This is a genomic window from Acidiphilium sp., assembly GCF_049977125.1.
Taxonomy (GTDB): Bacteria; Pseudomonadota; Alphaproteobacteria; order Acetobacterales; family Acetobacteraceae; genus Acidiphilium.
The window spans coordinates 1-6665 of the sequence record NZ_JBMFGY010000056.1 but is presented as its reverse complement, the minus strand read 5'-3'; the positions used below and the strand labels follow the sequence as shown (position 1 = coordinate 6665).

General features: G+C 68.4%; 6 protein-coding genes. 4 read left to right on the top strand and 2 right to left on the bottom strand.

The window, feature by feature from the left end; translation table 11 throughout:
- Nucleotides 1–73 precede the first annotated feature (73 nt).
- Entirely contained in the window at nt 74–580 is a 507-nt protein-coding gene (gene mlaD / locus ACP5E6_RS10205; protein WP_427954128.1) for an outer membrane lipid asymmetry maintenance protein MlaD, read from the bottom strand.
- A 64-nt stretch (nt 581–644) separates the two neighbouring features.
- Nucleotides 645–1103 (bottom strand): NADH:ubiquinone oxidoreductase subunit NDUFA12, encoded by a 459-nt coding sequence (locus ACP5E6_RS10200; protein WP_427954127.1) that lies wholly within the window; start codon nt 1101–1103, stop codon nt 645–647.
- 160 nt (nt 1104–1263) lie between these two features.
- Here ACP5E6_RS10200 and ACP5E6_RS10195 point away from each other — a divergent pair, with 160 nt between their 5' ends.
- The 4 genes from ACP5E6_RS10195 to ACP5E6_RS10180 all read left to right on the top strand — a co-directional run.
- Nucleotides 1264–2805 (top strand): TSCPD domain-containing protein, encoded by a 1542-nt coding sequence (locus ACP5E6_RS10195; RefSeq protein WP_427954126.1) that lies wholly within the window; start codon nt 1264–1266, stop codon nt 2803–2805.
- A 3-nt stretch (nt 2806–2808) separates the two neighbouring features.
- Nucleotides 2809–3270 carry a RidA family protein gene (locus ACP5E6_RS10190; protein ID WP_427954125.1) on the top strand — a complete coding sequence of 154 codons (462 nt, stop codon included), beginning with the start codon at nt 2809–2811 and terminating at the stop codon, nt 3268–3270.
- A 72-nt stretch (nt 3271–3342) separates the two neighbouring features.
- Nucleotides 3343–4620 carry a phosphopyruvate hydratase gene (gene eno / locus ACP5E6_RS10185; RefSeq protein WP_427954124.1) on the top strand — a complete coding sequence of 426 codons (1278 nt, stop codon included), beginning with the start codon at nt 3343–3345 and terminating at the stop codon, nt 4618–4620.
- A gap of 25 nt (nt 4621–4645) precedes the next feature.
- Nucleotides 4646–6665, top strand: a 2020-nt coding sequence (locus ACP5E6_RS10180) for a hypothetical protein (protein ID WP_427954123.1), incomplete at its 3' end; no start/stop codon positions are given.

The following is a 6665-nucleotide window of genomic DNA, read 5'->3' as shown; positions in this document are numbered from 1 at the left end:
GGATTGTCCTGCCCCCACGCACGCGCCGACGCGAACGCCAAGCCCACGCCAAGCGCCAGCGCGGCCCGCCCGATCACGGTGGCGGCGGCGCGGCCGCGCCCGACTTATCCGCACCGCCCTTCGCGGCATTGCTCGCGAAATTGGCGGCGCTGAACACGAATTTACCGAGCAGCGACTCGATATTGATCGCCGACTGGGTCACAACGATCGCGCCGCCCGGCTTGAGCATCGTATTCGAACCCCCCGGCGCGATCGACAGATAATCGCTGCCCAGCAGCGAGGCGCTTTCCACCGCCGCGCTGCTGTCCTTGGGGATTTTGACGTCGGAATCGATCCGGAATTCAACAATGGCGGCATAGGTCTGCGGATCGAGTTCGGTCTTGGCCACCTGCCCCACCGTCACGCCCGCGATCTTCACCGGCGATCCCACCGCCAACGGCCCGATGCTGCCGAATTGCGCGTGCAACAGGTAGCCACCACTGGCATGGGTATGGGTGCGCGAAAACGCGAACGCCAGAAACCCCACGGCCACCACGATCACGGCGAGACCGGCGATAATTTCGGAAAGACGACGCTGCATCTGCTACTTTCTTGCTGTCGGACGTGCGGAAACAAGGGTCCGGACCGGCGCGGCGTCCGCCACGTCAGGCGTCCGGCGTCCAGGGTTCGTAATCGGCGGAGGCATGCGCGCGCACCCCGCCGCGATAATCATGCCCCTGCGGCCGGTAGGCCATCGCGGTGCCGGTCAAATTCGGCAGATGCGGCAATTGCCAGGGCCGCCGGTCCGCCGCCGGCAACGGCGCATCGGTGGTAAAATGCAGCCAGGCATGCCACTCTGCCGGCACCAGCGAGGCATCGCGCGCCCGCCCGGCATAAATCACCCAGCGCCGCGCCCTGCCATCCGGCCGGGTCGGGTGACGTTCCTCGAAATAGCGATTGCCCAGCGAATCCTGCCCGACCGCGAGACCACGGCGCAGCGTCGTCAGAATCAGGCCAGGATTGTTGATCAGGGCGCGCCACCCGCCCAGCGAGGCCAGCGTCGGCGCTGCCCTGGACGGGACCCGCCCAGACTTCCCCGCCGCATTGTCGTCGGTTGCCTTCATCCCGCCGTCTATACGGGAAGCCGCGCCATCGGTCCATCCGTGCCGCAGCGCACCAGGGTTTCGGGTTATCCACAAGATTTCGTGGCTGACACCGATTCTATCCACAACATACCGCAATTATGCGCTGGAAACCGGCCCGACATCGGTTTAGGGTCGCGCCATGCTCAAAGATCGCGCCGCAACCGACCGTCGCAACCCGCCGCAGGCCTGGCGGGGCGTCAGGCTCCGCCGGGTCGAAATCGGCGCCGATCCCGATGCCCGACCCGAACCCGCCGTCATCCCCGCGGTCTGGCCCGACCCATCAGCCGCCGGTCTTATCGCCCTGCGCGCCAACCCAAGGCTGATCGCGGCATCTCAGGCCGCCGCCGCCTGGATCGACCCGATCGCGGCCAGCGCCAGCGCCACCGGCGCCGACCCTGATCTGGCCACCCCGCTGCACGCGCTTTTGGTCAGCCGCCGCGCGGCGCCATCGCCCGGTATCTGGCGCGGCATCGCCGAGCCGATCCCCGGCTGGGTGTTCAACCTGCCCGCATTTCTCGACGAGGCCGGGCAATTCGATACCGAAGGCTTCGGCGCGGCGGTACGCGCCGCCGTCCTCGCCCTCAGCCTCGCCAATCCGGCCGCCCAGCGCCTTGCCCTCGGCATGGCCGATCTGGCGCTGCTGCTCGCCCGGCTCGACCTCGACTATGGCAGCGAGGCCGCGCGCAACCTCGCCGCCACCCTCGCGGCGCTGCTCGCCGCCCAGGCCGACATCGCCTCCGCCGGCCTGCTCGCCCGTGGCATCGCGCCCGGCTGCCCGATCACCACGCCGCCGCTGCCGCGCACCTGCCCGATCCCCGCCATCCGCGCCGCCGCCGCCGCCGCGCAGGGCCAAGCCGCCACGCTCGGCCTGCGCCAGCACCGCAGCCTGACCGGCATCCTGCCCCCCGGCCCGGTCGAAGCCCTGCTCGGGGTTGAAACCATCGGCATCGCCGCGCCGTTCGCCGCCGTGAACGGCGAGGGCAAACTCGCCACCTGGGCGCGCGCGCGCCTCGCCGCCGCCGGTCGCAGCGCCGAGGACGCTCTGGCCGCAACCATCGCCGGGGCGGACCCGTTCGGCACCGCCGATCGCGCCGCCCTGCACGCCATGCACGCCGCCCTGGCCCCGTTCTGCGCCATCCTGCCTGAGTTGCAGACGGCCCTGACCGCCCGCCCGTCCGCCCCCGGCGCCGGGCGCGACCGCCTGCCCCCCCGGCGCGGCGGCTATACCCAAAAAACCACCATCGGCGGCCACAAGCTGTTCCTGCGCACCGGCGAATACCCCGACGGCCGGCTCGGCGAGATCACCCTCACCCTGCCACGCGAATCCGCCACCGTCCGCGGCCTCGCCGAGGCCCTCGCCACCGCCGTCAGCCTCGGCCTGCAACACGGCGTGCCGCTCGATGATTTCGTCGATGAATTCGCCTTCACCCGATTCGGCAGCGCCGGCGCGGTCGAGGGCGACGAGACCATCACCCAGGCCAGCTCGCCGCTCGATTACGCATTCCGCCATCTGGCCGCAACCTACCTCGGCCGGCGCGATCTGGCGCTCGCCATCAACGACGACACGCCCGACGCCGCGCCGGAACCATCCTCCGGCGCGCCCCTGCTCCCGCTCGACCTGCCGGAATCCGACCCCGCCCGCCCGAAACGCCAACGCCCCGCCCTCAAACTGGTGAGCTGATCCATGAGCGTCGCCCAGCGTCTCGCCGAACTCGGCATCATCCTGCCCACCCCTGCGGCATCGGTCGCCAATTACGTCCCGGTGGTCATCGCCGGCGGCTTCGCCATGGTCAGCGGCCAGCTCCCCTTCGAAAACGGCCAGCTCGCGGTCACCGGCAAACTCGGCCAGGAGGTCGACACCGCCACCGGCACCCACGCCGCCCGGCTCTGCATGATCAACGTGCTCGCCCAGCTCGACGCGCATCTGATCGACGGTCTCGCCTCGGTCGCCCGCGTGGTCCGCCTTGGCGGCTTCATCGCCGCCACACCGTTCTTCACCGATCTCGCAACCGTGATGAACGGCGCGTCCGACCTCGCGGTCGCCCTGTTCGGCGATGCCGGACGCCACGCCCGCTCGACCATCGGCGTCGCCGCCCTGCCGCTCGATGGCGCGGTCGAGGTCGAGGCCATGGTCATGCTCCGCTGAAGCCACGCGCTTGATTGCATCGGCACGGCGCCTCGCGTATCTCGTGGCGGAACCGACAGCCCAGGAGCCCCCATGAGCGCCATCGCCGACATCGTCGCCCGCGAAATCCTCGACAGCCGGGGCAATCCCACCATCGAGGTCGAAGTCATGCTCGATTCCGGCGCCACCGGCCGCGCCGCAATCCCCTCCGGCGCCTCGACCGGCGCGCATGAAGCGGTCGAACTGCGCGACGGCGACAAATCCCGCTACGGCGGCAAGGGCGTCACCAAAGCCGTCGCCGCGGTCGAGCGCGACATTTTCGACGCCATCGGCGGCATGGACGCCGCCGAGCAGATGATGATCGACGAGCTGATGATCGAGCTGGACGGCACGCCCAACAAATCCCGCCTCGGCGCCAACGCCATCCTCGGCGTCTCCCTCGCCATCGCCAAAGCCGCCGCCGACGATCTCGGCATCCCGCTCTACCGCTATATCGGCGGCGTCTTCGCCCGCACCCTGCCGGTGCCGATGATGAACATCATCAACGGCGGCCAGCACGCCGACAACCCGATCGACATCCAGGAGTTCATGATCCAGCCGATCGGCGCCGCCAGCCTGGCCGACGCGATCCGCATGGGCTCGGAAGTCTTCCACGCCCTGAAAAAAATCCTGCACGATGCCGGCCACAACACCAATGTCGGCGACGAGGGCGGCTTCGCCCCCGGCCTGAAATCCGCCGATGAAGCGCTCGGCTTCATCAGCCGCGCGGTCGAACACGCGGGCTACCGCCCCGGCGAAGACATCGCCTTCGCGCTCGACTGCGCCGCCAGCGAATTCTACAAAAACGGCAAATACCACCTCGAAGGCGAAGGCAAAACGCTCGACGCCGCCGGCATGACCGACTACATCGCGGGCCTCGCCGCCAAATTCCCGATCATCTCGATCGAAGACCCGCTCGCCGAAGACGATTGGGACGGCTGGGCCCATTTCACCCGCGAACTCGGCGGCAAACTGCAAATCGTCGGCGATGATCTCTTCGTCACCAACCCCACCCGCCTGCGCCGCGGCATCGCGGAACGCTCGGCCAACGCCATCCTGATCAAACTCAACCAGATCGGCACGCTCACCGAAACCCTCGAGGCGGTGGAACTCGCCCACCGCGCCGGCATGGCCTGCATCATCAGCCACCGCTCCGGCGAAACCGAGGATTCAACGATCGCGGATGTCGCGGTCGCGGTCAACGCCGGCCAGATCAAAACCGGCAGCCTCGCCCGCAGCGACCGCACCGCCAAATACAACCAGCTCATGCGCATCGAAGCCGAACTCGGCACCGCCGGCCGTTTCGCGGGCCGCACCATCCTGCGCCATTAACGCGACGCGGCATCCGGGGGGCATCATGCGGCTCACATCGATCACGAAACGCGGTCGCGGCCGCATCACCGCCCTCGCCCTCGCCCTCGCGCTCAGCCACGCTGTCCCCGCCCGCGCCGACACGCTGATCCGCGCCCCCGCCGTGCCGCAACCCACCGCCCCCGGTGACCTCGTCGGCGTCGTCCTCGAAAACACCCTCACCCACACCGAACGGCCGCGCTACCTCACCTTCGGCACCGTCTTCGCGCGCGGCCAGCTGCCCCAGGGCAAAGGCATCGCCGCCGTCATCGCCGGCAAGACCGAACCCGCCCAGATCGACGTCAAGAACCGCTACCCCGACGGTTCGGTCCTGTTCGGCGTCGTCACCCTGCGCGCCCCCGCAATCCCCGGCGGCGCCAATGTCGCGGTGATGCTGCGCGAAGCCCATCCCGCCACCGGCAACGTCGCCCTCCTGCCCGCCCTGCAAAAACACGACATCACCATCACCCTCGCCCTCACCCGGCCCGGCATGCCGACGCGCTACGTCACGATCGACGCCGCCAAAAGCCTCGCCCAGGCGCAACAGACCGGCGCCACCTCGCCCTGGCTCGCCGGCCCTCTGGTATCGGGCACCCGCATCACCCGGCACATCACCGGCGCGCTCCGCCTGGTGCTCGACCTGCGCGCCTACGCCAGCGGCGGCGTCGAGGCCGATGTCGAGCTGAACAACGACATCGCCATGGGCCCCAAAGGCGGTGCCCAGACCTACGGCATCACCATCGCGCAGAACGGCACGCCGGTCTTCGCGGTCCCGCGCATCCACCAGTATCAATACCAGGATTGGCACACCATCATCCGTTCCGGCGGCCGCGCACCGATCAATGTGGTGCACGACATCGCAGCCCTCGAACGCATCGGCATCGTCCCCGCCTACAACCTCGCCACCGGCATCGACCGCGCCACCCTGATCGGCGAACTCAAAGCCATCACCGCCCCCGGCTGGGACGCCCCCCTCGCCGCCAACGGCGTCACCCAATACATGCCGATGGTCGGCGGCCGCGCCGACATCGGCCCGACCAACGCGGCCAATGCAATCTGGCTGATCACCCAGAACCCGGTCGCCGCCGAATACGCCCAAGGCCAGGCCGACGCCGCCGGCGCCGTACCCTGGCACTTCTTCGACCCCAAAACCGGCGAATTCCTGACCACGGCAGACATCCCCAACATCTGGGTCGACCCCCGCGGCGGCCCACACTCCTACACGATCGGACTGACCCAGCAGGTCGACCCGAAAACCGGCTGGCACGCCGATCCAGCCCACGAACCCGATCTCAGCTTCATCCCCTATCTCATGACGGGACGGCGTTACGTCCTCGACCAGCAAAACGCCGAAGCCGATTTCTCCGAAACTGCCGAATGGCCCGCCGCCGAAGCCCGCAATCAGGGTGAAGGCATCATCGTCGGCCCCGCCGAACAGGTCCGCGGCGCCGCCTGGAGCCTGCGCGAAGTCGCCGACGCCGCCTATATCGACCCGGACGGCTCGCCAATGCGCGCCTACTTCCAACACATGATCGCCAACAACATGGCCTATCTCGCCCGCAACCTGCCGGAATGGACGCACAGGGAAGGCCAAGCCTATGGCTATATCATCGGCACCTACGGCGACTCCGGCATGATGGCCCCATGGGAGCAGGATTATTTCGCCACGACCATGGCAACCATGACACATGAAAATGTCCCTGGAGCACAAAAAATACTTCGATGGGAACAACATTTCCTGGCCGGCAGCGTTATCGTAAACCACCCCGGCTTCAATCCGCGCAATGGCATCGCCTATAATCTGATGGTCTATAATCCCAAGACCAAAAAATACCACAAAACCTGGGCCGGGATCGATCAGGCCACCCGCATCGCTGGCCAGTCCAACGGCACCGGCTGGGCGCATAGCCGGGGCGACTATGGCATGACCCGCCTCGCCGCGCTCGCCAGCATCTACAACGCCACCCGCGCGCCCGAAGCCCTCCGCGCCTACACCTGGCTGCTCCACAGCGGCGCCCCGTTCATCA

Bases quoted from the DNA above. Each gene is read 5' to 3' on its own strand.
- mlaD (WP_427954128.1), bottom strand. From the start codon at position 580: ATGCAGCGTCGTCTTTCCGAAATTATCGCCGGTCTCGCCGTGATCGTG.
- ACP5E6_RS10200 (WP_427954127.1), bottom strand. From the start codon at position 1,103: ATGAAGGCAACCGACGACAATGCGGCGGGGAAGTCTGGGCGGGTCCCG.
- ACP5E6_RS10195 (WP_427954126.1), top strand. From the start codon at position 1,264: ATGCTCAAAGATCGCGCCGCAACCGACCGTCGCAACCCGCCGCAGGCC.
- ACP5E6_RS10190 (WP_427954125.1), top strand. From the start codon at position 2,809: ATGAGCGTCGCCCAGCGTCTCGCCGAACTCGGCATCATCCTGCCCACC.
- eno (WP_427954124.1), top strand. From the start codon at position 3,343: ATGAGCGCCATCGCCGACATCGTCGCCCGCGAAATCCTCGACAGCCGG.